Source organism: Saccharopolyspora sp. MMCC62 (genome assembly GCF_057736575.1).
Genome location: NZ_JBYKCM010000004.1, coordinates 306,485 through 329,233 on the forward strand (window position 1 = coordinate 306,485; position 22,749 = coordinate 329,233).

The 22,749-nt window shown below is 72.9% G+C and carries 17 protein-coding genes; 7 read left to right on the forward strand and 10 right to left on the reverse strand.

Translation table 11 applies throughout. The features are described from left to right. The first annotated feature begins 35 nt into the window (after nt 1–35). Both AC29IT_RS11865 and AC29IT_RS11870 read left to right on the forward strand, forming a co-directional pair. Nucleotides 36–572: a DUF4232 domain-containing protein gene (locus tag AC29IT_RS11865; protein ID WP_488218730.1), complete on the forward strand. Its 537-nt coding sequence runs from the start codon at nt 36–38 to the stop codon at nt 570–572. Between the two features lie 495 nt (nt 573–1,067). Continuing rightward, nucleotides 1,068–2,156: an SRPBCC family protein gene (locus AC29IT_RS11870; RefSeq protein WP_488218731.1), complete on the forward strand. Its 1,089-nt coding sequence runs from the start codon at nt 1,068–1,070 to the stop codon at nt 2,154–2,156. 180 nt (nt 2,157–2,336) lie between these two features. Here the strand turns inward: AC29IT_RS11870 and AC29IT_RS11875 are convergent, their stop codons facing one another. The 4 genes from AC29IT_RS11875 to AC29IT_RS11890 form a co-directional block, all read right to left on the reverse strand. After that, entirely contained in the window at nt 2,337–3,005 is a 669-nt protein-coding gene (locus AC29IT_RS11875) for a GNAT family N-acetyltransferase (RefSeq protein ID WP_488218732.1), read from the reverse strand. A gap of 45 nt (nt 3,006–3,050) precedes the next feature. Continuing rightward, a complete protein-coding gene (locus AC29IT_RS11880) occupies nt 3,051–4,046 on the reverse strand; it encodes an o-succinylbenzoate synthase (RefSeq protein WP_358442387.1) in 996 nt (331 codons plus the stop codon). Between the two features lie 188 nt (nt 4,047–4,234). Beyond that, entirely contained in the window at nt 4,235–4,828 is a 594-nt protein-coding gene (locus AC29IT_RS11885; RefSeq protein WP_358442390.1) for a suppressor of fused domain protein, read from the reverse strand. A gap of 159 nt (nt 4,829–4,987) precedes the next feature. After that, the gene (locus AC29IT_RS11890) at nt 4,988–6,661 is read right to left on the reverse strand and encodes a DNA repair helicase XPB (RefSeq protein ID WP_488218733.1); all 1,674 of its coding nucleotides are present in this window, start codon (nt 6,659–6,661) and stop codon (nt 4,988–4,990) included. A gap of 225 nt (nt 6,662–6,886) precedes the next feature. Between AC29IT_RS11890 and AC29IT_RS11895 the strand changes: the two genes are divergently transcribed. After that, a complete protein-coding gene (locus tag AC29IT_RS11895) occupies nt 6,887–8,143 on the forward strand; it encodes an LppU/SCO3897 family protein (protein ID WP_488218734.1) in 1,257 nt (418 codons plus the stop codon). Nucleotides 8,144–8,204: 61 nt separating this feature from the next. Next, a complete protein-coding gene (mdlC, locus tag AC29IT_RS11900; RefSeq protein WP_358433886.1) occupies nt 8,205–9,788 on the forward strand; it encodes a benzoylformate decarboxylase in 1,584 nt (527 codons plus the stop codon). Between the two features lie 112 nt (nt 9,789–9,900). Here mdlC (AC29IT_RS11900) and AC29IT_RS11905 read toward each other — a convergent pair whose 3' ends face one another. The 3 genes from AC29IT_RS11905 to AC29IT_RS11915 all read right to left on the reverse strand — a co-directional run bounded on the left by AC29IT_RS11905 (nt 9,901) and on the right by AC29IT_RS11915 (nt 13,466). Continuing rightward, the gene (locus tag AC29IT_RS11905) at nt 9,901–11,064 is read right to left on the reverse strand and encodes an SGNH/GDSL hydrolase family protein (RefSeq protein ID WP_488218735.1); all 1,164 of its coding nucleotides are present in this window, start codon (nt 11,062–11,064) and stop codon (nt 9,901–9,903) included. Between the two features lie 240 nt (nt 11,065–11,304). Then, nucleotides 11,305–12,306, reverse strand: coding sequence for an ABC transporter substrate-binding protein (locus tag AC29IT_RS11910; protein ID WP_358433892.1), 1,002 nt, complete (start codon nt 12,304–12,306; stop codon nt 11,305–11,307). A 104-nt stretch (nt 12,307–12,410) separates the two neighbouring features. Next, the gene (locus AC29IT_RS11915; protein WP_358433895.1) at nt 12,411–13,466 is read right to left on the reverse strand and encodes an ABC transporter substrate-binding protein; all 1,056 of its coding nucleotides are present in this window, start codon (nt 13,464–13,466) and stop codon (nt 12,411–12,413) included. A gap of 267 nt (nt 13,467–13,733) precedes the next feature. Between AC29IT_RS11915 and mdlC (AC29IT_RS11920) the strand changes: the two genes are divergently transcribed. Then, on the forward strand, nt 13,734–15,329 hold the full coding sequence (mdlC, locus tag AC29IT_RS11920; RefSeq protein WP_358433898.1) for a benzoylformate decarboxylase: 1,596 nt from the start codon (nt 13,734–13,736) through the stop codon (nt 15,327–15,329). A 315-nt stretch (nt 15,330–15,644) separates the two neighbouring features. Here mdlC (AC29IT_RS11920) and AC29IT_RS11925 read toward each other — a convergent pair whose 3' ends face one another. The 3 genes from AC29IT_RS11925 to AC29IT_RS11935 are packed head-to-tail and all read right to left on the reverse strand — an operon-like array spanning nt 15,645 to nt 18,046. Continuing rightward, nucleotides 15,645–16,430: an ABC transporter ATP-binding protein gene (locus tag AC29IT_RS11925; protein WP_488218880.1), complete on the reverse strand. Its 786-nt coding sequence runs from the start codon at nt 16,428–16,430 to the stop codon at nt 15,645–15,647. A gap of 12 nt (nt 16,431–16,442) precedes the next feature. Further along, complete coding sequence (locus tag AC29IT_RS11930; protein ID WP_358433903.1) at nt 16,443–17,282, reverse strand: ABC transporter permease; 840 nt, start codon at nt 17,280–17,282, stop codon at nt 16,443–16,445. After that, nucleotides 17,279–18,046 (reverse strand): ABC transporter permease, encoded by a 768-nt coding sequence (locus AC29IT_RS11935; RefSeq protein ID WP_358433906.1) that lies wholly within the window; start codon nt 18,044–18,046, stop codon nt 17,279–17,281. The genes AC29IT_RS11930 and AC29IT_RS11935 overlap by 4 nt, the downstream gene beginning before the upstream one ends. Before the next feature lie 686 nt (nt 18,047–18,732). Between AC29IT_RS11935 and AC29IT_RS11940 the strand changes: the two genes are divergently transcribed. Together AC29IT_RS11940 and AC29IT_RS11945 are read left to right on the forward strand one after the other, a co-directional pair. Continuing rightward, on the forward strand, nt 18,733–22,320 hold the full coding sequence (locus AC29IT_RS11940; RefSeq protein WP_488218736.1) for a sensor histidine kinase: 3,588 nt from the start codon (nt 18,733–18,735) through the stop codon (nt 22,318–22,320). A 20-nt stretch (nt 22,321–22,340) separates the two neighbouring features. Continuing rightward, on the forward strand, nt 22,341–22,748 hold the full coding sequence (locus AC29IT_RS11945) for a roadblock/LC7 domain-containing protein (RefSeq protein ID WP_184485825.1): 408 nt from the start codon (nt 22,341–22,343) through the stop codon (nt 22,746–22,748). Nucleotide 22,749 lies beyond the last annotated feature (1 nt).

Consider the following 22,749-nt stretch of genomic DNA (forward strand, 5'->3'; position numbering starts at 1 on the left):
GCCGGAAGCGAAGTCTCGGGAAGGGAATACCACGCATGCCGAAGCGGAAGCTCGCCACTGCGGCCGTCGCGCTCTGCGCCGGATCGTTGCTGCTCGCCGGGGGCGGCCAGGCCGTCGCGGCCGAGGCGGCGAACCCGCCCGCTGGAGGCACCGCGGCGTCGAACTGCTCCGGGGAGGACTTCGCGGTCACGATGCGCGCGCAGGCCGACCCGGGCTCGTTCCTGCTGGAGCTGCGCAACACCTCGGACCGGGCCTGCCAGGTCGGCGGCTGGGTGCGCTTGACGCCGCAGACCGCGAAGGGCACGCCGATCGACGTGCCCACCGACTACTTCCAGGTCCCCGGCCCGCCCGGGGTCGACGAGGTGGCACCCGGCGGGACCGCCTACGCCGGCGTGCGCGCCGAGTACGGCGAGACCGACTTCAACGCGGTCGGGTTCGAGGCGGCCCCCGACGACGTCGCGGGCCACAGCATGGTCGTGGTCGAAGGGGCGGGGGAGCCGTACCCGTTGCTCCCCGTCACGAGCCTCCAGGTGGGCACCCTGCAGGCGACTCCGGACGGGGTGCTGGGCTGACGGTTCGCCTTCCTCGGGGTGAGCCGACTGCCTGTCTCTTCTGCCGCGTGGTGCTCGGGTGGCGGAACCGCAGCGGTTTCGCCGCTGAGGGAGGCCGACAAGACCCGCTGGGCGGGTTCGGAGACGGGCGGTCAGCGCTTTCCTCGCTGCGGGATCGTTTGCACAGGTGGTTCCGCCACCTGCGACGACACCGTCCCCGCGAGGAAAGCGCTGCGAACCCGCTGCGGTGCCGGGTGCTCGTGGGTTCGCTGCTGGCAGGACGAAGGCGCGGTCCGCCGGGAGCGGGGGAACGGCCGTCGGCCGCGGGCCGGACGGGCGGTGGGCGGGGGCGCTCGGGTGTAGGAATGGACGGGTCGGCGCGCCCGGGGTGCACCGGCCTCCCGGTGCGCGGTGGCGTGCGCGGGGAGACTGGCGCGGAGGTCCCCGGCCGGACGACCGGGAGCGCCGAGCACCGCCCCGCACGCAGTGCGGCGATCTACCAGGAGGACCTGTCCCGTGCAGCTGCAGCACCACTTCACCGTTCCGGTCCCGGTCGACGTGGCCTGGCCGGCGATCATCGACCCGGAGCAGGTCGCCCCGTGCATGCCCGGTGCCACGCTCACCTCCTCCGAGGACGACCGCTTCAATGGCACGGCGACGGTGAAGCTGGGGCCGATCTCCCTGCGGTACAAGGGTTTCGGCTCGTTCCAGCGGATCGACGCGGCGGCGCGCCGCATCGTGGTCGACGCCGCGGGCACGGACCTCCGGGGCAACGGCACCGCGGCGGCGACGGTGACGCTGACGCTCGCCGAAGCGGACGGCGGCACCACGGCGCAGGTGGACACCGACCTGAAGGTGACCGGGAAACCGGCGCAGCTGGGGCGCGGCCTGATGTCCGAAGTGGTCGGCAAGGTCCTGCACCAGTTCGCCGCGAACCTGGCCCGCAGCCTCACCGGGCAGGACACCGCGGCGGCCCGGCCGGAGTCCGAGCGCGCCGGTGCCGACCACGCCGAGCGGGCGGGAGGAGCGGCGGACCCCGCGGACGCCCGGGACTCCGGCGACGCCCGGGACCGCGCCGATGCCCAGGCCCCCGGCAACGCGCAGGACCGCGCCGCCGCGGCGGGCTCCGGCGATGCCCAGGACTCCGGCGATGCCCAGGACTCCGCCGATGTCCGGAATCCCGGCGATGCCTGGAACCCCGCCGATGCCCGGAACCCCGGCGACCAGCGCCCCGACGACCGCAGCGCGGACGGTGCCGAGCCACCGGCTCCGGACGGACCCGGGCGGCGCGGCTCGCCGGACCGTTCCCGGCACCCGAGCAACGGCGAACGCCCCTCCGGCCGCAACCCGGCGTGGCGGGTCACCTCGCCGGCCGCCGCGGTGCGGACCGCGCCCGCCGACGCGGTGGCCGTCACGACCACCGCCGTGCACGGTTCCGCGAGCCGGGCGGACGCCGTGGTCACCGCCGCCCCGGTCCCGCAGGACGAACCCGTCGACCTCCTCGGCACCGCGGACAAGCCGGTGCTCAAGCGGGCGGTGCCCCTCGCCGCCGCAGCTCTGGCCGCGGTCCTGCTCCTGCGCAAGCTGCGCCGCCGCCGCGGCTGACCGCTGTTGTCACGCGCGAGTTCCCGTGCGTCGAGATCGGCTGCGGCCGCCCGGGAACTCGCCGTCCTCGCGAGGGCACCGCAGCGCACCCGCGGCGGCACCCGTCGATCGGGCGGCTCGGTCGCCGACCGGGAACCGCGGACTGCGGCGAGGTCTCCGCCACCCGGGTGCCGTGCCAGGTCAGCGGCGGGTGCCCGCTGAGACGACTCCGGCCAGCCGGGTCCAGCCGAGCGCGGTGTAGAGGTGGTGGCCCTGCTTGCTCGCGGTGAGCAGTCCGGTGCTCGCGCCGAGCAGCACCGACTCCCGGACCAGCGCGCTCATCAGCGCTCCGCCGAGGCCGCGCCTGCGGTGCGCGCGGTAGGTGGCGATGTTGTGCGCGACGGCCACGTCCCCGTGCACCACCATCACGCCGTGCGCCGCGGGATCGCCGTGCTCGTCGGTGATGCGGGCGGCGAGGATCGGGCCTTCGCGCACCAGGTCCACGGCGTACCGGGCGCCCGCGGTCCGCTGCGGGTGCGCGGTGAGGTCGGTGGTCATGAAGTGCTCGCGGGCGGGCGCGAGCCGCAGCCCTTCGGAGCTGAGCACGTCCTCGACGGCCGCGGGGTCGGTGGTCGGCACGGTCAGCCAGTCGGGGTGCGGTGAGCCGGCGACCTGCGCGGCGTGCAGGCGCAGCGAGCCGGGGTTCCCGTCGGCGTCGAGCACGATGCTCTCCAGGTTCCTGCCGGGTTTGCCGGACAGCACGTGCAGCGCGCCGTCCGCCTCGTCGGCGGGGGCGAGCCCGCACGCGACGCCCCACCCGTGCTGCCACCGGCGGACCAGGTCGGTCAGCGGGGGAGAAGTGCGCTCCATGCCGCTAGCCAACCACCAGGTCGCGGCTCCGGCTCGGAGGGCGGGTCACCGGGCGGCGAGCAGCGCGTGCACCCGCACCAGGCGGTCCAGCCAGCGGCGCTGGTCGTCGGCGGTGGGCGTGGCGGCCGCGACCCGCGCCGGGTCGGGCTGCGGTGCGCGGCGCGGCACCGGGAGCACCCCGTCGCGCGGCAGCAGCGAGTCGCTGACCACGTCGCCGTCGAGCAGCGACAGGGTGCCGAGCCCGCAGGCGAACGGCAGCTCCGGCAGCGCCCCGGCCAGCGCGAGCTGCGCGGCGAGCCCGACGCTGCTCTCCACGGCGGAGGACACCACGCAGGGCAGGCCGCAGGCCTCGGCGACCTGCAGGGCCCGCCGCACCCCGCCGAGCGGTGCGGCCTTGAGCACGGCCACGTCGGCGGCTCCGGCGACCGCGACCTTCATCGGGTCCTCGGCGCGGCGGATGGATTCGTCGGCGGCGATGCGCACCCGCACCTTGCGGCGGACGGCGGCGAGGTCGTCGATCGTCGGGCTCGGCTGCTCCACGTACTCCAGGCCGCCCGCGGCGCGGTCCAGTTCGGCGATGCGGGCGACGGCGGTGTCCACGTCCCAGGCCGCGTTGGCGTCGACGCGGATCGCGGCGGACGGGCCGAGCGCGTCCCGGACGGCGGCGACCCGTTCGAGGTCGTCGCCGGGATCTTGGCCGCGTTCGGCGACCTTCACCTTCGCGGTGGTGCAGCCGGAGGCGGCGGCGATGGCGTGCGCCTGTTCGGCGCCGACCGCGGGGACCGTGCAGTTCACCGGGATCTCGTCGCGCACCGGCTCCGGCCAGTCGCCCGCGCAGGACTCCAGGGCGGCGGCCAGCCACGGCACGGATTCGGCGTCGGTGTAGTCCTCGAACGGGCAGAACTCGCCCCAGCCCGCCGGGCCGCCGAGCAGCACCCCGTGCCTGCGCGTGATGCCGCGGAACCGGGTGCGCATCGGCAGGCCGTACACGCGGACCGCGTCGAGCTCGGCCAGGCTGATCGTCGCCCCGTTCGCGGTCATGTTCGGTCCTTCCGCTCGGCCGTCACCACGGCGTCCTGTCGCGCACATCGTCGTCCCGGTGCCCCGTGCGGGCAGCGGGACGCACGTGCAATGACGTCGCGGGCGGTGCAGGTGTTCCTGCACCGGTCACGACGCGAAGCACCGGCCACCTCCGCGGGTGGCCGGTGCGTGCGGGGAACCGGCGCGCGTCAGGCGACGCTGGGGCGGCCGAGGTCGAACACGTCGACCTCGAACCGGGCCCACTGCTGGCGCAGCGCGGTCACTCCGTTGTCGAGGATGTAGTTCAGCTCGCCCAAGGTGACCGGCAGCAGCGTGTACACCTGCAGCTGCTCGATGCCCTCGGGATCGGTGAAGCGGGTGAACTCCGGCGGGAACAGCGGATGCCCGCTCGCCAGCACCCCGTAGAACTCGGTGTCGGGCAGCAGCGGCGCCTCGTTCGGCACGATCTGGTCCGGGACCAGGTGCGTGCCGCTCTGCACCAGCAGCTCCGACGTCACGTCCACCAGGTGGCGGGCCGCCTCCGCCTGCTCCTTGTAGACGGTGCACGCCAATTCCTGCGCCGGATCCGCGCCCAGCGGCTGGAACCGCAGCCCCGAGCTGATCACGGTGCTCAGGTGGTACTGCTCCAAGTGGAAGAACACCAGCCCGTAGCCGCGGTTCTCGCCGCGCACGTTGGGCGGCTCCGCGGCCGTCGGGGTGCCCGCGTGACGTTCGAGGTTCTCCGCCAGCCCGATGAACCGGTGCGCACCACCCATCGCGGTGTTGTGCTTCTCGGTGGTCATCCGATCTCCAGTGCTGCGTGTGCTGTCGCAACGGTAACCGGTGCCGCGAGGGGCACGGGCAGTTTCACCGACGACGTCGAAAATACGACCTCGCTCCGCGGCGCCGGCGGCGGGTACCGCAACCGATCAGCCGACCGGCGACGCCCGTGGTCCCGGGGCTCAGCCGCCATGCGGACCGACGTCCGGCAGGGCCGGCCCGAGCAGGTCGTCGGCGTCGACGATGCGGTACGCGTAGCCCTGCTCGGCGAGGAACCGCTGCCGGTGCGCCGCGTAATCGGTGTCCAGCGTGTCGCGCGAGACCACCGAGTAGAAGTGCGCCTGCTTGCGCTCCGCCTTCGGCCGCAGCAACCGGCCGAGCCGCTGCGCCTCCTCCTGGCGGGACCCGAAAGTGCCGGACACCTGCACCGCCACCGAGGCCTCCGGCAGGTCGATGGAGAAGTTCGCGACCTTCGACACCACCAGCCGGGAGATCTCGCCGCGGCGGAACGCGTCGAACAGCTTCTCCCGCTCCTTGTTCTTCGTGGAGCCCTCGATGATCGGCGCGTCCAGCGCCTCGCCGAGCTCGTGCAGCTGCTCCAGGTAGGCGCCGATGACCAGCGCCGGCTCGCCGGGGTGCTGGTCGAGGATGGCGCGCACCACGGGCGCCTTGGTACGGGCGGTGGAGCACAGCTTGTAGCGCTCCTCGGCTTCCGCGGTCGCGTACCGCAGCCGCTCGTCGTCGGTGAGCGTCACCCGCACCTCGACGCAGTCGGCGGGCGCGATCCAGCCCTGCGCCTCGATGTCCTTCCACGGCGCGTCGAACCGCTTCGGCCCGATCAGCGAGAACACGTCGCCCTCCCGGCCGTCCTCGCGCACCAGCGTGGCGGTGAGGCCGAGGCGGCGGCGGGACTGCAGGTCCGCGGTCATCCGGAACACCGGCGCCGGCAGCAGGTGCACCTCGTCGTAGACGACGAGGCCCCAGTCGCGGGAGTCGAACAGCTCCAGGTGCTTGTACTCGCCCTTCGACTTGCGGGTGATCACCTGGTAGGTGGCGATGGTGACCGGGCGGATCTCCTTCTTCTCGCCGGAGTACTCGCCGATCTCCTCCTCGGTCAGCGAGGTGCGCTCGATCAGCTCCCGCTTCCACTGCCTGCCCGCGACGGTGTTGGTGACCAGGATCAGCGTGGTGGCGCCCGCTTCGGCCATGGCGGCCGCGCCGACGAGGGTCTTGCCCGCGCCGCAGGGCAGCACGACCACGCCGGAGCCGCCCGCCCAGAACGACTGCACCGCTTGGCGCTGGTAGTCGCGCAGGGTCCAGCCGTCCTGGTTCAGCTCGATCGGGTGCGCTTCGCCGTCCACGTAACCGGCGAGGTCCTCGGCGGGCCAGCCGATCTTGAGCAGTAGCTGCTTGAGCCTGCCGCGCTCGCTGGGGTGCACCGCGACGGTGTCGTCGTCGATGCGCGCGCCGAGCATCGGCTGCACCTTCTTGTTCCGCAGCACCTCTTCGAGCACCGCGCGGTCCAGCGAGATCAGCACCAGTCCGTGCGCGGGGTCCTGGGCGAGCTGCAACCGGCCGAACCGGCCCATCGTCTCGACGATGTCCACCAGCAGCGGCTGCGGCACCGGGTAGCGGGAGAACCGGACCAGGCCGTCCACCACCTGCTCGGCGTCGTGCCCCGCGGCGCGCGCGTTCCACAGCGCCAGCGGCGTGATCCGGTAGGTGTGCACGTGCTCGGGGGCGCGTTCCAGCTCGGCGAACGGGGCGATGGCGCCGCGGGCTTCGTCGGCCTGGGCGTGATCGACCTCGAGCAGCAGGGTCTTGTCGGACTGGACGATGAGCGGTCCGTCGGTCACGGGTGCGGCTCCTCGGGCTGGGCGGCTCTTTGCGCAGGTGATCGGCCTGCGGGAACAACGGTCGGGCCGGGCTCCAGTATTCCACCGCCGCGGGCGCGCCCGGGTGCGGCGTCCGCGATGTCGGAACCGAACGGTTCTGGAAACGTTTCCCCCGGTTCCTGCGTGGCGCGCGCGGGCGTCGGCTAGGTTTCGCTCGGACGTAGATCATTTAGGAGTTGTGTCTTCGTGAGCGTTCCGCCGCAGGGTCCGCACTCGCCGGTCGAGCCGTCGGGATCGTCGCCGGAGTGGGGGCCGGGCGGGCATCCGAGGGTGGCGCAGGGCCATCCGCAGGGGTTCTCGTCCCCGCCGGACCAGCAGTACCCGGGCTGGCAGGACCACGACTGGCAGGACCACCGCCAGCGGGACCGCGGTGAGCGGGACTCAGGCGAGCGAGCACCCGGCGCGCAGGTTCCTGGCGAGCAGGACCATGTCGAGCAGGACCGCACCGAGCAGGGCCGGCGGTACGGGAGCATGCAGTACGGCGGCCCGCTGCCGGGGTTCGCGCCGGTGGAGCCGCCGCTCGGGCAGCTCGCCTTCGGGATGGCGGCGGGCGGGCCTTTCGCGTCCGGCCAGATCCCGTCCGGCCAGATCCCGTCCGGCCAGATCCCGTCCGGCCAGATCCCGTCCGACCAGATCCCGTCCGACCAGGTCCTGCCCGGCGGGTTCTCGTACGGCCCAACCCCGTCCGGCCGACCCTCGTCCGGTCAGGTTCCGTCCGGGCCAGCCACATCCGACCGGTTCCCGGCCGACCAGCCCTCTTCCGGCCAAGTCCTGTCCGGCCAAGTCCTGTCCGGCGGGTCCGCTTCCGACCAAGTCCCGCCCGGCCGGTCCTCGTCCGCCCCGGCGGGGCCGGTGCCGACCAGGCCCGGCCTGCCGCAGCCCGACCAGGCCCGGCCGCGGCCCACCTCGATCCCGGCTTCCGGCGCGCCGCCGAAGCGCAGGCGCGGGCTGCTCGGCGCCGGGCTCGGGTGCGGGGCCCTGCTGCTGCTCGGCGCCCTCGTCCCGGCGCAGGTCGGCTTGGGCGAGGCGGCCCCCCAGGTGGGCCAGTGCGTCGCCGTCACCGACGACTCCGAGCGGACCTTCGCCTACGAGACCACCGCCTGCGGCACCGCCGACTCCGACCACCGGATCGTGCAGGTCAAGCAGAACGACCAGGCCTGCGACGGCGACTACTCCGAGATCGCCCGGGGCGGCACCCGGCTGTGCCTGGTCCCGGACGTCGTCGTCGGCGACTGCCAGCGGGTGCCCGGCGCGAGCAGCGCGGGCGCCACCATCCCGACCGGCATCGACACCAAGGTGCCGTGCGGCAGCCCGAAGGCCGACGTCGAGGTCGTCGGCGCCACCGACACCACCGCGGGCGAGTCCGCCTGCCCGGAGGGAACTGCGAACTACTCGGTCTTCACCGCCCCGGCCAAGACCTTCTGCTTCAAGCTGACCCGCTGAGCCTGGACCGGTGCGCGCCGGTGTGCTGGGCTGATCGCGGACACCGAACCGGGAGGTGGGGATGGACGAGCGGACGGTCCGGGACGTCACGCGGGACCTGCTGCGCGAACTGGGGCTGACCACCGTGTTCGGGAATCCCGGCACCACCGAGGTCCCGTTCCTCACCGGCTGGCCGGACGACTTCCGCTACGTGCTCGGGCTGCAGGAATCCGTGGTGGTCGCGATGGCCGACGGGTACGCCCAGTCGCGGCGGGCACCGGTGCTGGTGAACCTGCACTCGGCGGGCGGCGTCGGGCACGCGCTGGGCTCGGTGTTCACCGCCTACCGCAACCGCACTCCGATGATCGTCACCGCCGGGCAGCAGACCCGGACGCTGCTGTTCGACGAGCCGTTCCTCGGCGCCACCGACGCGGCCACCTTCCCCCGGCCGTACGTGAAGCACAGCTGCGAACCGGCGAGCGCCGCCGACGTGCCCGCCGCGCTCGCCCGCGCGCACCGGCTGGCCGTGACCGCGCCGCAGGGGCCGGTGTTCGTCTCCATCCCCGCCGACGACTGGGACCAGCCCGGCGCACCGGTGCCCGTCCGCCCGGACACCCCGAACCCGGCGCCCGATCCGGCGGTGCTCGCCGAACTCGCCGCCGCCCTCGACGGCTGCGCCCGCCCGGCGTTCGTCGTCGGCCCGGCCGTGGACCACGAGGGCGCCGTGCCGGAGCTGGTGGAACTCGCCGAGCGCACCAGGGCCGCGGTGTGGGTGGCGCCGCTGTCGGCGCGCTGCTCGTTCCCGGAGGACCACCCGCGGTTCGCCGGATTCCTGCAGCCGGAACGACGGCTGCTGGCCGCCGAGCTCGCCGCCTACGACCTGGTGGTGGTGTGGGGCGCTCCCGCGTTCACGTACCACGTGTACCGGGGCGAGGCCGTCGACGAGCTGCCCGAGATGTTCCTGGTGCACGACGACCCGGACGTGCTCGCCCGCGCCCGGCGCGGCAGGGGAGTGCTGGGGTCCGTCGCGCACGCGGTGCGCCGCGTCGCCGAGCTGGCCGGAGCCGCGCAGTGGCGGCCCGAACCGCAACCGTGCGCCCGGCCCGAGTCGCCGGAACCCGCGACCCCGCTGCCGCCCGCGTACGTGCTCTCCCGGGTGCGCGCGGCCTGGCCCGCGGACGCCGTGGTGGTGGAGGAGGCGCCGAGCCACCGCAACGACCTGCACGAGCACTTCCCGATCACCTCCCGCGACGGCGGGTTCTTCGCCTGCGCCTCCGGGTCGCTGGGCTACGCCGTCGGTGCCGCGGTGGGGGCCGCGATCGCCGACCCGTCGCGGCCGGTGCTGGCGCTGCTCGGCGACGGGTCCAGCATGTACGGCATCCAGGCGGTGTGGTCGGCGGTGCGGGAGCAGGCGCCGGTCACCTTCGTGATCCTGGACAACGCCCGCTACGCGGCCGTCGCCGTGCTCGGCGCGGCCGGTGGCGGGCGCAAGCTGCCCGGGGTGGAGCTGGGCGGCACCGACTTCGCCGCGCTGGCCCGCAGCCTCGGCTGCCCGGCCGACACCATCCGCACTCCGCAGGAGCTGGACGAGGCGCTGGCCCGCGCCGAACCGGGCCCCCGCCTGCTCCACGTCCACGTGGCCGCGGAACAGCGCCACCTCTACTGACCAGGTGAATGGCCCATTCGCCCAGCCCTGCTGGTCGAGTGGGCCATTCACCCTCGAACGGCCCCGCAGGTGAATGGCCCATTCGCCCAGCCCCGTTGGGCGGATGGGCCATTCACCTGGCGGTGAAGAAGCCGTCGGGGGCGGTGGCCCGCTCGGCGAAGCGGTCCGCGATGCGCAGGTGCGCGGCGGTGTCCGGGTGCAGCTCGTCCGGCAGCGGCAGTTCGGCGTAGTCGGCGGGGCCGTAGAGCTCCTCGCCGTCGAGGTACCGCAGGTTCGGGTCCGCCGCCGACCGCTGCCGCACGATCCGCGCCAGCTCGTCCCGCACCACCCGCAGCGTCAGCTTCCCCTGCGCCCGTTCCGCCGGATCACCGGTGGCGCGGAACTTCAGCACCCCGGTGCTGAGGTCCACCGCGCCCGGCCCCGGCGTGTCCTCGTGGATGGGGCAGTGCAGCGGCGAGATCACCAGCAGCGGCGTGTCCGGATGCCCGTCCCGGAGGGTGTCCAGGAAACCGTGCACCGCGGGCGTGAACGCGCGCAACCGCATCAGGTCCCCGCCCACCAGGTTGATGCCGATCTTGACGCTGAGCAGGTCGGCCGGGGTGTCGCGCATGGTGCGCGCGGTGAACGGGTCGAGCAGCGCGCTGCCGCCGAGCCCCAGGTTGATCAACTCGACGCCGCCGAGCAGCGCGGCGCGCACCGGCCAGGTCGAGGTGGGTTCGGTGGCGTTCGACCCGTGGCTCAGCGAACTGCCGTGGTGCAGCCACACCGGTCGGCCGCGGTCGGCGGCGGGTGCGACGGGGGCGTCGGTGCGCAGCGCGACGAGTTGGGTCATCTCGTTGTGCGGCAACCAGATCTCGACGTCCTTGTCCCCGGCGGGCAGTCCGGTGAAGCGGGCGGTGCCGCTGGGCCCGGGCTGCACGTCGGCGGTGCCGGCCGCCGGGTCGAGGACCATCCGGTCGCCCTCGGGCACGGTGGTGCGGGCGAGCAGTTCGCCGTCGACGAGCAGGTCGTAGCAGCCGTCCGGCCGGGGTGGGGCGCCCGCCATGCCCCGCTTGGTGGGCACGGTCTCCAGCTCGATCGCGGTGGCCGCGGTGCGGAAGGCCAGCCGCACGCCCGCGGTCTCCGCTTCGACCATGGACAGCTGCAGGTCGGTGCACTGCTCGCGAGCCCAGCGGGGCAGCCGGTGCGGCCGCAGCCCGCGCTCGGTCGGTTCCAGTTCGAGGACGCCGCGCAGCAGTTCGGCGGTGAGGGGAGTGGTGGTCCAGCCGGTGTTCATCGCGTGTGGTCGCCCGCCCGTGGTTCGTGTCGGTGCGCCGTTCCCCGGCGCGCGCTCATCCTCCAGCCGGAGGCCGGTCGGTGCCACGCCTTTTCCGACGCCGGGTGATCGGCCCGGTCGGCGTGGAGTGATCGGCCCGGTCGGCGCCGAGTGTTCGGCCCGGTCGGCGTGGGGTGATCGGCCCGGTCGGCGCCGGACGAACGGCCGGTCCGGCGCCGGGAACGGCCCGGCGCCCTCGGATCAGGGGTGCGCGGCGATCATGCTGCTCGCGTCCAGCGGCCGGTCCAGGAAGCCGAAGCGGTGCATCAGGTCGGCGACCCGCTGCACCTGCGCCCCGTCCGGCACGGTGTGGAACTCGACGAGCTTCGTCTCGGCGGCGACCTCCGGCGAGATCCGGGCGACGTCCGGCAGCAGCGGCTCGACGACCCGCCGGTCCCGGGATTCCAGCGTGGCGCGGGTGAGGCCGCGCTGGAACGCGGCGAGCGTGCGCGGGTTGTCCTGCACGAACCGGGCGGTCGCCCCGTAGCCGCTCAGCGGCAGCCCCTCGGCGGGCCCGACCGCGGAGTCGAACAGGGTGCGGGCGCTGCCCTCGCGGGTGGCGATGGTGATGAACGGTTCGGTGAGCAGCGCCGCGTCCAGCCGTCCCTGCGCGAGCGCCGCGGGCATGTTCGGGAACGAGATCGGGACGAGCCGCACGTCCCGCACGGCGACGCCGCGGGTGCTCAGCCCGGCCTTCACCAGCAGGTCGGAGACGGTGCCGATCGCGCTGACGCCGATGACCTTCCCGGCGAGCTCGGCGGGATCGCGCACCGGTGAGTCCGCCGGGACCATGACGACCGCGGTGCCGGGCGCCGCCGCTCCGGCGTCGGCGACGATCCGCAGGTCGGCGGCGCCCCGCCCCTGCGCGGTGAGCAGCGGGACGTAGCTGCTCAGCGCGACGTCGTAGTCGCCGCCGATGAGGCTGCTCAGCGCGGCGCTGCCGTCGGTGGCGGTGACGATCTCCACCTGGAGGCCCTCGTGCTGGAAGTAGCCGCGCCGCACGGCCAGCGCCAGCGGGGCGTACTCGGTGGTGGGCAGCGTCCCGACCCGGATGGTGGCCCGCTCCACCTTGTCGTTGGAGCCGCTGACCCGGCTGCCGCCGAGCAGTCCGCAGCCACCGGTGGCGAGCAGGGCGGCCGATCCCGCGGCGGCGAGCAGTCCGCGCCGGGTCGTTAACCGTCGGGGTGGTCGAGCAGCGCTCATGGCCGGGCCTCCTCGCCGGGGCGGAACCGGGGCCGGACAGCGATTCGCCGGCGGCCCGCCCCGGCCGCCGGCGAATCCGGCTCGAGCTGACTAGCGGTGCGCGATCACGCACCACCGTCCGAATCATCGTCGAACGGCGGCGGCTGGACCAGCATTTCGGCGACATCGACGGGCTTGTCGAGCTGGCCGAACCGCACCATCAGGTCCGCGACGCGCTGCAGCCGGGCGGCGTCCATCGAGGTGGGGATCTTGCCGAGTTCCACGATCGGCGCGAGCTCCGGGGTGATCTTGGCGAACTGGGGCAGCAGCGGCGTGACCTCGGCGCGGTTCTGACCGGTGACCTGCGCCTTGTGCACGGCGCGCTGGAAGGCCTGCAGCGTGTTCGGGTTCTCCTCGGCGAACTTCGAGGTGGTGACGGCGCCCGCCACCGGGAAGTCCGCGGTCCCGCCGGAGAAGGCGTCCATGATGGACACGGCACCGGCGTTCTTGGCGGCCTGGGTGATGAACGGTTCGGTCATCACCGCGGCGTCGATCTGGCCGTTCTGCAGCGCGGGCAGCATGTCGGGGAAGCCGAAGCGCACGAACTGGTCGTCGGCGACGTTGATGCCCCGGTCCTGCAGCGCGGCCTTGGTGCCGATGTCGGTGATGGCTCCCGGCGCGCTGATGGCGATCTTGGCGCCGGCGAGGTCCTCCGGTTTCTTGATCTTGGAGCCGGGCAGCACCATGATGTTCATGTTGTTCGGCACCGAGATCATCATCTCGCTGACGATCTTGAGGTCGGCGGCACCGGTGGCCTGCGCCTTGATCGGCGCCGTGTAGCTGCCGAGGCTCACGTCGTTCTGCCCGGAGATCAGCGAGGTCAGCGCCGCCGGACCGTCCGACACCGGCTGCACCTTGACGGTGAGGCCTTCCTCCGCGAAGTAGCCCTTCGCCTGCGCCACCGCGATCGGGGCCTGCGACAGGGCGGGCAGCGAGCCCACGACGACGGTGGTCTTCTCCAGCGTGCCGTTGCCGCCATCGCTCGACCCGCCGGCACCGCTGAGCAGGCCGCAACCGCTCAGGGCGAACGTCGAGACGCCGATCGTGGCGATGGACAGCAGCGCGCGAACGACGCGCCGCCGAGCTCCACGTGGTGCGGATCCGGTCGGTCTGCTCGGCATGCGGGGGTGCCTCCTCGGGGCGAGCGGGTGCGGAACGGTGGAACGAAGCTAGCCGAGCGGGGTGGCGCCGGAAGCCCACGTCGGGCCTGCATAACAGGCTGCAATAGGATTGGAATCGCACTTACCCGAGCGTGTCAAGGTGATCTCGTGCCTGGTGACGAAAAGTAATTGCATCGGGTCTCGGCGTAGTCCTGCGCGGCTCGTAGACGGTTTTTCGCGTATTTGAGGGAAATACGGGAATGTCCGGACCGGCTGAGGAGAATGGTGATGGAGGCAGCTGACATGCCGACCGTGCGCGACGTCACGCGGGGCCTGATGCGCGAGCTCGGCCTGACGACCGTGTTCGGCAATCCCGGCACGACCGAGGTCCCGTTCCTGGACCAGTGGCCGGACGACTTCCGCTACGTGCTGGGTCTCCAGGAGTCCGTGGTGACCTCGATGGCCGACGGCTACGCCCAGCAGACGGGCAACGCGGTGCTGGTCAACCTGCATTCCGCGGGCGGGCTCGGGCACGCGCTGGGCGCGGTGTTCGGCGCCTACCGCAACCGCACCCCGATGATCGTGCTCGCAGGTCAGCAGACCCGCAGGCTGCTGCCGCACGACCCGTTCCTCGGCGCCACCGACGCCGCGCAGTTCCCCAAGCCGTACGTGAAGTGGTCGCTGGAGCCCGCCAGGGCCGCGGACGTGCCGCTGGCGCTGGTCCGCGCCTACCAGATGGCGATGCAGGCGCCCCGCGGTCCGGTGTTCCTGTCGGTGCCCGCCGACGACTGGGACGAGCCGGGCGAGCCGGTGTCCGCACCGCAGCCGATCTCCCCGCCCGCCGCCGACCCGGCCGTCATCGCGGAGCTGGCCGCCGCGCTGCGCGACTGCGAGCGGCCCGCGTTCGTCGTCGGCCCCGCCGTGATCGAGGCGGGCGCGGTCGCCGAGCTGGTGGAGCTGGCCGAGCGGACCGGGGCCGCGGTGTGGATCTCGCCGATGGTGTCCCGCTCCTCGTTCCCGGAGACGCACCCGCAGTTCGCCGGGTTCCTGCAGCCCGCCGAGCCCGCGGTGGCCGCCGCGCTGCGGGACCACGACCTGGTCACCGTGTTCGGCGCCCCCGCGTTCACCTACCACGTCTACCGCGGCGAACCGGAGCACCCGCACCCGCGCGGCTTCGTGATCAGCGACGATCCGGAGATCCTGGCGCGCACCCGGCACCTGCGGGGCGTGCACGCGGGCCTGGCCCAGGCGCTGCGGCAGCTGCTGCCGGAGGTGGCGCCCTCGGACCGCCCGGTCGCGCCGGGCTGGTCGCGCCCGGAGCTGCCGCCGCTGAGCACCCCGCCCGCCGCCGACCACGTGATCAGCCTGGTGCGCGAGCTGCTGCCGGAGAACGCGGTGGTGGTCACCGAGGCGCCGACGCACAAGCAGACGATCCAGCGGCACCTGCCGTTCGACTCGCCGGAGCAGGACTTCCACGCGGGCGCCAGCGGTTCGCTGGGCTACGGGATCTCCGCGCTGGTGGGCACCGCGCTCGCCGCCCCGTCCCGGCCGGTGCTGGGCCTGATCGGCGACGGCGCCAGCATGTACGGCATCCAGGCGCTGTGGACCGCGGCCAAGGAGCAGGCGCCGCTGACGATGCTGGTGCTGGACAACGAGGAGTACGCGGCGGTGCGGGTGCTCGGCGAGACGGAGAACGGCGGGAAGCTGCCCGGCGTGGAGCTCGGCGGCATCGACTTCGTCTCGGTCGCCCGCGGCATGGGCTGTGCGGCCCGCCGGGTGTCGGACCTCGACGAGCTGAAGCGGGAGCTGCCCGCGGCGATGGCCGAACCGGGTCCGACGGTGCTGCACGTGCCGGTCGCCGCGAGCGCCCGGAAACTGTATTGATCGGATCCCGCTGATTCGAGGGAAAACCCCCGCGGATATTCGGCGGGCCGGGGCGGTCCGGGAACATCGGGGATTTTCCCCAGACTTTTCCCGAATGCTTCGGCTCGCCGTATTCGGAGAGTGATCGCTACCGCTGGGTAATTCCGGTTTCGCGCATTCGATCAATGCGCGAACGGCCATGGAATGGTGTTCGAACAACACTCGTTCGAGTGTGGTTCGACCACGTTGCGCAATCAGGTATGGACCAGAAAGACCGCGGCCCGCGCCCGGCACGAGTGCCGGATCGCGGGCCGCGGGTGCGCGTGCGGGGGAGCCTCAGCCCTCCTGGGCGGCGATCTCCGCGGTCTCCTGCGCCCCCGGCGAGTGCAGCAGCCGGGCCACCTGGCTGCGCAGCTGCACGAACTCCGCCGAGGCGCGGGTGCTGATCTGGTCCCGCCGCGAACCCAGCGGCACGTCCAGCTCCGCCACCACGGTCGCGGGCGACTTGGACAGCACCAGCACCCGGTCGCCCAGGTAGATGCTCTCGTCGATGTCGTGCGTGACCAGCAGGATCGTGCTGCCGTGCTGCTCGCGCACCGACAGCAGCAGGTCCTCCAGCTCGAACCTGGTCTGCGCGTCGACGGACGCGAACGGCTCGTCCATCAGCAGCAGCGCGGGGCGGGTGGCCAGCGCGCGGGCGATCGCGACCCGCTGCTGCATGCCGCCGGAGAGCTGCCACGGGTACTTCTTCGCCGCGTCCGCGAGCCCGACCTGGGCCAGCGCCTCCTCGGCCCGCTCGCGCCGGTTCACCGAGCGCGTGCGCAGCGGGAACTCCACGTTGCCGCGGACGGTCAGCCACGGGAACAGCGAGCGGCCGTAGTCCTGGAACACCACGGCGAGGTCCTCCGGGACCCCGTCGATCTCGGTGCCGTGCAGCTCGACGCGCCCCGAGGTGGGGCGCTGCAACCCGCCGACCAGCCGCAGCAGCGTCGACTTGCCGCAGCCGGACGGGCCGACGATGCAGGCCAGCTCACCGGTGCGGACGGTGAAGCCCAGCTCCTCGATGGCGACGTGCCGCTGCTTGCCGGGGTAGGTGTGCCCGAGCCCGGTCACTTCCAGCATCGTGCTCACGGGTCATCCTTTCGCTTGAGCGGGCTGGTCGGAGCGTTGCTGCCAGCTCAGCGCGCGCCGCTGCACCGCGAGCAGGCCGGAGTTGAGCAGGTATCCCAGCAGCGCCAGCAGCACGATCCCGGCCCACAGGTCGGCGAACTCGAACTGCTGCTGGGCGTTGACCAGCTGGAAGCCGAGTCCGCTGCTGGCGCCCACCATCTCGGAGACGACCATCAGGATCAGCGCCTGCGAGAGGCTGACCCGCAGCCCGGCGAAGATCTTCGGCGCGGCGGCGGGCAGCACGATCCGGGTCCACCAGTCCCACCGGCCGATCCGGAACGCCAGCGCGGTCTGCTCCTTGACGGAGTCCACCGAGGCCGCGCCGTCGGCGGTGTTGAGCACCACCGTGAACACGGTGCCGAAGACGATCGTGGCCAGCTGCATCGGCGTGCCCAGGCTGAACAGCACCAGGAACAGCGGCACCAGCGCCGGGGTGGGCAGCGAGCGGAAGAAGTCCAGCAGCGGCCCGACGTACTCGGCGGCCGTGCGGGAGCGGCCGAGCGCGATGCCGAGGACGACACCGAGCGCGCCGGAGATCAGCCAGCCGCCGAACAGCCTGCCGAGGCTGGGCAGCACGTCGCGGAACACCGCGTCGGTGAGCCACAACCGAGATGCCGGGCCGGTCAGCCAGAGCTGCCAGGCGTGCGCGACGATCTCGGTCGGCGGCATGAAGTACACGTTGCCCGCGGCGCGGGTGGCGAGCTCCCACAGCACGAGCAGGACCAGCAGCAGACCCCACTTGCCCAGGAAGTTCCGCACGCCGGCGACCGGGGCGGTGGTCGGTTCGGTCCGTTGTGCCGTCACAGTTCCTCCCGGCTCGCGGTCCAGCCGAACAGCCTGCGCTGCAGCTGCTGCAGCCCGGAGTTGATCAGATATCCGATGGCGCCGACGATCACGGTTCCGGCCAGCACCAGGTCCATCTGCCCGCCGCCGCTGCTGGCTTCGAGGATGAACGTGCCGACGCCGCGCGCCCCGCCCGCGATGAGCTCGACGACGACCACCACGACCAGCGCGATCGACGCGGAGATGCGGATGCCGGTGGCGATGAACGGCGCCGCGTGCGGCAGCGCCACGGTGAACATGGTGCGCACCTTGCCGAACCCGAAGGACCGCGCGATGTCGGTGTAGAGCGGGTCCATCTCGTCCAGCGCGTACATCGTGTTGAACAGGATCGGCCAGAGCGCGGCGTAGGTGGCCAGCGTGATCTTGGTTTCCGGCCCGGAGCCGAGCAGCAGCATGAACAGCGGCAGCAGCGCCACCGCGGGCAGCGGGCGCAGGAACTCGACCACGGTGAGCCCGGCGACGCGGGCGGGCCGCACGCTGCCCAGCAGCAGGCCGAGCGGGATCGCGATGACCGCGGCCAGCACGAGCGCGATGAGGAAGGTCAGGACCGTCGCGATGGTGTCGAGGGCGAAGTCGGCGTCGGCGCCGAGCAGTTCGACGATGCGCGGGCCCACGACCGAGGGCGGCGGCACGAACCGGGCGTCGAGCAGGCCGAACGCGCAGCACAGCTCCCACACCACCAGCAGACCGGCCAGCCCGGCCAGGCCGCGAGCGAGTCGGGCCACCGGTCAGCTCCTCTTCGGTGGTGCGCCGGGGTCGTGGCGGGGGCCGGGGTCGCGGCCGGCGGCGGTGCGCATCCTGACTGCTTCTCCTCGCGTGGACGGCGTGGGTTTCCGGGGTCGCGGTGCGTGTCCGTGCGGCGGTCGGCGAGGTGGCCCAACCGGGTGCTGCGAACGGTCCACACCGCCACCGTCGTCGCTGGTCGGAACGATGATGATCACCCAGGCGACGGTGGTGTCGAGCGCGGCTCTAAGGTGCTCCCAGTACTTGTCGGACGGTCGCTCGACGTGGTCGTCGTCGACCAGGACCCACGGGGCCGCAGAGCCGGTGGTGAGCCTAGGTGATAGCCCGAACGGGTGGTAGGTCGGGCGTTTCGGATTTTCGAAGCGCCCGGCGGACACGGTGAGTGACGGGCAAAATCAACACTGCCGACTCTCCTCTTTGGAGTGAAAGTCGCAGCCGGTTACGTTACCTTCCGTGGCCTTACCCACTTCCCCGTCGACGGTCGTCGCAAGTACTCTGTGCTGCGCTGGAACGCGAGGCGTCCCGGTACCGTCACAACGAGTGCCAGGTCGCGCCTCGTGTCCAGAATCGGCCCGCTGAACTGCGGGTTCGGTCCGGAGCACGGTGCAAGTGTAGATTTTTCGTGAGCGGTGCGAGCCTCCGCTGCTGTCGGAAGAGGAAGCCTGGAGTGGCCCGAGGAGACACAGGTCGCGAGCGCCTGAGCCGCACGGAGCAGGCGGACGCCGGTATCCACCACATGGGCGAGGCGCTCGGCACCGAAGGTCAGTCGCTCGGCACCGAAAGTCAGGGCGCTGCGCTGAGCATGGGTTCCGCCCAGCTCCGGAGCGGCCAGGACAGCGGTCCCGGCGACTGGCGACTGAGCAACTGGCGACTGCGCACCAAGCTGTTGGCCGTCCTGCTGATCCCGCTGTTGAGCGCGATCGTGTTCGGCGGTCTGCACGTCTACGACGGCGTGAGCGAAGCCCGCCTGCTCGACCAGACCCACCAGCAGGTGAACCTGCAGCGGGCCGCCGACGACTTGACCCACCAGCTGCAGCGCGAACGGGACCTCTCGGTCTCGTACGTCGCGAGCGGCCGGTCCGGGGACAAGGCGCCGATGGACGAGACCCGCGGCAAGGTCGACACCGAGCTGACCGAGTTCAAGGACCAGATCGGCAGCAACGACGAGTCGATCGCCGCCGAGTACCGCGTCGCCGCGAACAACCTGAGCGACCGGCTCGCCAGCCTCCGCGACTCGGTGGACAACACCCAGTACCCGCCGGAAGGCGTGCTGCGCACCTACAGCCAGAGCATCGACTCCCTGCTCGACCTCGGTCAGCAGGGCGTCAGCAACATCGGTGACTCGAACCTGCTGCGCCTCACGCTGGCCACGAACGCGATCGCCGACGCGCAGGAGGCCGCCTCGCTGCGCGCCGCGCTGCTCAACGACGCGATCCGGGCCGGCCAGTTCCGCACCGACCAGAACCGGGAGCTGCTGGCCGCCGAAGCGCGGATCGAGACCGCGATCAGCGACTTCAACGCGGTCGCGACCGAACCCCAGCGGCAGCTCTACGCGGACAGCGTCACCGGCGCCGACGTCGACCGCGCGAACAGCATGTCGCAGAGCGCGCTCGCCTTCGACAGCGGCGGCCAGCCGCTGAACTCGCTGGACGCGCAGGAGTGGGACAAGGTCGCGAACACCAGCGTCGACCTGATCGACCAGGTCGGCGGCAAGCTGCACGACAGCCTGGACGCCGCGGCCGACGACGCCGCGGCCGGCGCCCAGCAGCGCACCATCGCGATCAGCGTGGCGACGCTGCTCGCCCTGATCGTCGCGGTGGCGATCGCCCTGGTCGTGGCCCGCTCCCTGCTGGGTTCGCTGCGCACGCTGCGCCGCTCGGCGCTGGACGTGGCCGACCGCGGGCTGCCGGAGGCGGTCCGGGCGATCCTGAACGAGTCCGGCACCGGCGGCGGTGGCGGACTCGCGCAGATCGAGCCGATCCCGGTCTACAGCCGGGAGGAGATCGGCAAGGTCGCCCGCTCGTTCGACGCGGTGCACTCGCAGGCGCTGCGGCTGGCGTCCGAGCAGGCGCTGCTGCGGAACAACGTCAACGACCTGTTCGTGAACCTGGCCCGCCGGAGCCAGACCCTGGTGCAGCGGCAGCTGTCCCTGATCGACCGGCTGGAGCAGGACGAGCAGGACCCGGACCAGCTCTCCAGCCTGTTCGAGCTGGACCACCTGGCGACCCGCATGCGCCGGAACAACGAGAACCTCCTGATCCTCGGCGGCACCGACCTCACCCGCCGGATGATGCAGCCGGTGCCGCTGACCGAGGTCGTCGGCGCCGCCGTCTCCGAGGTGGAGCAGTACACCCGCGTCTCGGTCGCCGACTCCCCGGAACTGGGCATCCAGGGCCGCGTGGTCAACGACTTCGTGCACCTGGTGGCGGAGCTGCTGGAGAACGCCACGGTGTTCTCCAACCCGGACACCGAGGTCACCGTCCGCACCGCCTACCGCAGGCAGGAACTGGTGCTGGAGATCCGGGACCGCGGTGTCGGCATCGACGCCGCCGAGCTCGGCGAGATCAACGAGCGGCTCACCCGGCCGCCGGAGATCGACGTCGCCGTGTCCCGCCGGATGGGCCTGTACGTGGTCGGGCAGCTGGCCCGCCGCCACGACATCCGGGTGGACCTGCGCAACAACGGCGACCTGGAAGGCGGCGTCACCGCCAGCGTCCGGGTCTCCGGCGAGTTCGTGGTGCAGCTGACCCCGGACGGCCCGCGCCCGATGCCCGACGTGCAGCGGGTCGCCGCGGACGACCGGGACTCGGGGGACACCGGCACGAACCTGGGCCTGGCCGCCGCGTTCGGCGGTGCGGCCGCGAACGGGCGCCCCACCGACTCGTCCACGCAGCTGACCCCGGTGGACCCGGCGGAACCGGAGCGGCCCACCGAGCGGTCCGGCTCCCAGGCGGCGGTCAACGGGCACGGCGGCATCGAGAAGACGCACGTCTCCCCGGTGTGGGTCACCGAGGACGACGACCCGGTGACCGACCTCGACTTCGAGGCGCCCGCCGCGGAGCCGGAGCCCGAACCGGCCGCCGCCCGGCACCCGGAGGTCGAACAGCAGGAGGTCGACTGGCAGGACGCCGACGAGGAGCAGCAGGCCGCCGAGGAATCGGAGCCCGGCGACTACTCGTTCCGCGTGGCGACCGGCGACGCGTTCGGCGTCACCGACGTGCCGCGCTGGCACACCGCCGAGCAGGCCGCCATCCGCGACGTCGAACCGCAGGCCCCCCGCCCGGCCGCGAACCGCGCCGAGCAGACCTCCGAGGTCTGGCCGGACGAGGAGACCCGCGATCCGGACTTCGACGGCCAGTGCGGCACCCCGCCCGGCCTGGACGCGCCGCAGCTCGGTGAGGACGTGACGACGACGTTGGGCCGGGTCGGCAGCGGACCGCAAGACCTCTTCCACAGCCCGTTCGAGGCGGAGAAGACCCAGCAGATCAGCCTCCCCCCGGACGACTTCGACTGGGGCGCGGGCGCTCCGGCGGAACCGGAACCAGCCCCGGCCTCGAACGGCGCCGGGACGACTCCGCCGCCGCTGGGCTACGCGCACCAGGCCCGCCGCGAAGGCGACGACGCTCCGACCGAGCGGTTGCCGATCTACGAGGCGGTGCTGTCGCAGTGGTTCCGCGAGGGCAGCGACCAACCGACCCCGGAGGCCACCGCCCCCAGCGCCGGTTCGATGCCGCTCGAATCGGAGGCCGCGGACACCCCGGACGTCCCCGAGGACCCGGCGCCGGCCATCGGCCGCCGCAAGGCCCGCCGGGAGGCGGAGGAACAGCAGCAGGCCGAACCGCTGTCCGGTTCGGACCCGCTCGACACGACCGGCTCGATCGGTGTCGGGAGCGATGGCTCCGCGGACACCGGCGGGCACATCCTGGCCGGGCCGCACGACCCGGGCTGGGGTTCGGCGGATGTGGGCTGGCAGGCCGCCGAAGCACTGGTGGCGCAAACCCGCCAAACCCAGGAGACCACTGCCGCCGGGCTGCCCAAGCGGGTTCCCAAGTCGAACCTGGTGCCGGGCTCTGCCGCACCTCGTTCGCAGTCTCCAGCACCCGTGAAACCCGCCGCGCCGCGCTCGGCCGATGCCGTCCGCGGACGGATGTCGAACTTCCAGAGCGGCGTCCGGCGTGGTAGGCACGCAAAGGCAGAACCAGTCTCGACCGAACCGCCCCGCTCGACCCCGAGCCGTCCCGAGGAGCAGGAGTGACCGGGTCCGTCCAGCAACCCATGAGCCAGAACAGCTTCAGTTGGCTGATCACCGATTTCGTGCGCCGGGTTCCCGGCGTCGCGCACTCCGTCGTGGTCTCCGCGGACGGCCTGCTGCTGGCAGGTTCGCAGGGCCTGCCGCGGGATCGCGCCGAGCAGCTGTCCGCGGTCGCCTCCGGCCTGGTCAGCCTCACCCAGGGCGCGGCGCGCTGCTTCGAGGCAGGCGACGTCACGCAGACCGTGGTGGAGATGGAGCAGGGCTACCTGTTCCTGATGTCCATCAGCGACGGGTCGTGCCTCGCGGTGCTGGCGGCCCCGAACGCCGACATCGGCCTGGTCGCCTACGAGATGACCCTGCTCGTGGAGCGGGTCGGCAAGCAGCTGACGCCGGAGCTCCGCGCGCAGCTGCAGGGCATGGTCCGGCGATGAC

Excerpts from the sequence above, each read along its gene's own strand:
- AC29IT_RS11865 (WP_488218730.1), top strand. The coding sequence starts at position 36 with ATGCCGAAGCGGAAGCTCGCCACTGCGGCCGTCGCGCTCTGCGCCGGA.
- AC29IT_RS11875 (WP_488218732.1), bottom strand. The coding sequence starts at position 3,005 with ATGGAGCGCACTTCTCCCCCGCTGACCGACCTGGTCCGCCGGTGGCAG.
- AC29IT_RS11880 (WP_358442387.1), bottom strand. The coding sequence starts at position 4,046 with ATGACCGCGAACGGGGCGACGATCAGCCTGGCCGAGCTCGACGCGGTC.
- AC29IT_RS11885 (WP_358442390.1), bottom strand. The coding sequence starts at position 4,828 with ATGACCACCGAGAAGCACAACACCGCGATGGGTGGTGCGCACCGGTTC.
- mdlC (WP_358433886.1), top strand. The coding sequence starts at position 8,205 with ATGGACGAGCGGACGGTCCGGGACGTCACGCGGGACCTGCTGCGCGAA.
- AC29IT_RS11905 (WP_488218735.1), bottom strand. The coding sequence starts at position 11,064 with ATGAACACCGGCTGGACCACCACTCCCCTCACCGCCGAACTGCTGCGC.
- AC29IT_RS11910 (WP_358433892.1), bottom strand. The coding sequence starts at position 12,306 with ATGAGCGCTGCTCGACCACCCCGACGGTTAACGACCCGGCGCGGACTG.
- AC29IT_RS11915 (WP_358433895.1), bottom strand. The coding sequence starts at position 13,466 with ATGCCGAGCAGACCGACCGGATCCGCACCACGTGGAGCTCGGCGGCGC.
- mdlC (WP_358433898.1), top strand. The coding sequence starts at position 13,734 with ATGGAGGCAGCTGACATGCCGACCGTGCGCGACGTCACGCGGGGCCTG.
- AC29IT_RS11925 (WP_488218880.1), bottom strand. The coding sequence starts at position 16,430 with ATGCTGGAAGTGACCGGGCTCGGGCACACCTACCCCGGCAAGCAGCGG.
- AC29IT_RS11945 (WP_184485825.1), top strand. The coding sequence starts at position 22,341 with ATGAGCCAGAACAGCTTCAGTTGGCTGATCACCGATTTCGTGCGCCGG.